The organism is Sphingobium sp. (assembly GCF_035511395.1).
In the GTDB taxonomy this organism is placed as follows: Bacteria; Pseudomonadota; Alphaproteobacteria; order Sphingomonadales; family Sphingomonadaceae; genus Sphingobium.
In genome coordinates, this window is the sequence record NZ_DATKFP010000287.1 from 1 (window position 1) to 2,485 (window position 2,485).

Consider the following 2,485-nt stretch of genomic DNA (forward strand, 5'->3'; position numbering starts at 1 on the left):
GCTCCCGCAACCGGACGATAGCGAGGTAGACGAGATCCACGACCAGTCTGTCGCGCGGGAATTCGTCATAGTTACCCATGACGGGCATGACATGGATCCGGCGGGGCAGGGGCTGGCCCGTGCCGTTGCGATCGCCGTGGACGATGAGCGATGCCATGGCCGTGCCGTGAAAGCGATTGGCCACGAGTGCTGAAGGTTCGAGATCGAAGGGGTCGTCGAGATCGATGTGCCGGCTGAGCAGGCGGTGCCCCGCGACCGGTACTCCGTCTAGCAACGCGAGGATTGGTTCGCCCAGCTCGGGCTGCGGGAGCGCGGTCGCGGCATCCTCAGCGACGTCGCCCAGTTCGATCGAGGTCGAGGCGCTTTGTGGCCGGATGTGCTGGATCGGCTCGAGCCCGGCCACGCCTTCGGCGCGTCGCTCGACGATTTCGCGGACGGCCCAGGCGGGAATGTCAGCCAGCAGCGCGTGATAGCCGATATCCGCGATGCGGACTCGCGAGACGATACGGCCGGCACGCGCAATGATCGCGGCCCGGACATTGGCCTCCTGTTCCTCTGCGATCCGATCCTGAGCGCGATAGACCAGCTCGACCTCGAGGCGCACGAGCTCATCATCGTCCAATCCGTCGAGGAGGGAGGCAAGAAACGTCGCATCGCTTGCGTGCACGCGATCCAGGGGCCCCCATGGCCGCAGATCCTTGAGCAGTTCGAAGACATTCGCCCATGGCGTTTCGCCGCGGATCAAGCGGCCTGTCTGCCACCGCTGCCATAGGCCAAGAAGGTTGCGCAGCGCTACCATGTCCGGGACGAGCAGATAGGCGAAGGGTTGCTTGTCCTCCTCATCGCCTTCCAGCTCCTCTTCATCCACCAGTTCGAGGCCCGAGACATTCTGAACCGCATTCGCAAAGGCGGCGATCGAGCCGCGCACTTCGAAGACCAGGAGGCGCTCAGGCGCCAGGCCGGCAGCGTCTGCCCGCAGTTCGAGCGCATCGGCGCCTCGTGCGAGAATATCGGCAAGTCTGCTGAATTTGGGGCCAAAGGCTGCCGTTTGGCGATCGCGCGCAAACGCGTCCGGCCTTGGGGGCATCATGGGGCGCCCGAGGGCGCGCGGTTGATCAGCTGGGACGGGTAGCCTTAGAAGAGGCTTGGTCGGATCGCTCGGCACTGATTGCTTCCGGAGTTACCCGCGAGGTCCAAAGCTCGAGTTCGGCGCGCAATGCATCATCGACGGAAAGCTCCCCCAATCCCAAAACCTGGCGCCTTCTGACGTTCTGGCAGAAGTCCAAAGCCTCGGCATAGCTCACCGTGCCGAGTTTTGCTGAAATACGCGCTGCCGACATCTTGGGAGCATCGGGCCAATCAGACAAGATGCGATCGAGAAATACGGTCACGTCCTTGCGTTGCGGAGCGGGCATGCTCAGGCGCATCTGGAATCGACGCCAGACGGCGCGATCGAGAAGTTCACCGTGATTGGTCGCGGCAACGACGATGACGTAGCTCGGCAACTGGTCGAGTTGCATGAGCAGGAACGAGACGACGCGCTTGATCTCGCCTGTTTCGTGCGTGTCGCCGCGCTCCTTTCCGATCGCATCGAACTCGTCGAAGAACAGGACGCTTGGCGTCGTGCGGACATAATCGAAAAGCTTGCGCAGGCGCGCGTTCGTTTCGCCCAGGTAGCTTCCGATCAGCGCGTCATATCGCACAACGTAGAAGGGCAGGCCGAGGCTCTCGGCGAGGGCTTCGGCGAAAGAGGTCTTCCCATTGCCCGGAGGCCCGGAGAGGAGCACACGGTGCCGCGGTTCGTAACCGCTCGCGCGCAGAACATCCGCGCGCCGGTGCTCCTCGATGAGCTGGCGCCCGCTCTCCTTGACCGGAAGCGACAGGATCAAATCGTCGATCCGGAGGCGGGCGGTGACTTCGAGGATCGCCTCGCGCCCGTTCGAGGGATTGAGATGTGGGGAACTGGCCGTCAGCGCCGGAGGGGTGACCGGAACTGCGGAAAGTGCGCGTTGAAGACGGTCGGCGACGATATAGTGCTTTTTGGCGCGCTCGTCGGCGACCAGCGCTTCGGTTGTTGAGCGCAAGGCTTCCCGATCGCCTGCAGCGCCGGCGCGCACCAGAGAAACGAGGAGGTCGCTACGCGCCATATCAGCCTTGAATAACCGCGGTTCTCACGCTCATGCCCGGTTCTCCATGCTAGCGTTCATTTCTGCCGCTGCATAACGCCTTCCATTGTGGGCGCGGCTAACGGAGTCAAAAACGGGCTGAGTCGAATCAGCGCGCTTTAGGCGATAGTGTGGCGCCGCGAAATCCTAAATCGCAACAGAAATTGGATGGTTCACCGCGACAATGGCTCGGCCGGCGCTGAAGCGCTTCTCTTCCACCCATCGTGGTCAGTAGGAAGGTATCATCGGATTATCAGATTTCGATCCCGCCGAATGCCGGCGGGTGAAGAGCCACCGAAGTAGAGCGGTGGATGCGGGCG

General features: G+C 62.8%; 1 protein-coding gene and 1 pseudogene. Both read right to left on the bottom strand.

Features of this window, described 5'->3' with window-relative positions; translation table 11 throughout:
• Positions 1-1,165, bottom strand: a pseudogene (locus tag VMR39_RS20295) (hypothetical protein); the annotation flags it as partial.
• Positions 1,116-2,147: an ATP-binding protein gene (locus VMR39_RS20300; RefSeq protein ID WP_325418451.1), complete on the bottom strand. Its 1,032-nt coding sequence runs from the start codon at positions 2,145-2,147 to the stop codon at positions 1,116-1,118. The gene VMR39_RS20300 and the pseudogene VMR39_RS20295, both read right to left, overlap by 50 nt.
• Positions 2,148-2,485 lie beyond the last annotated feature (338 nt).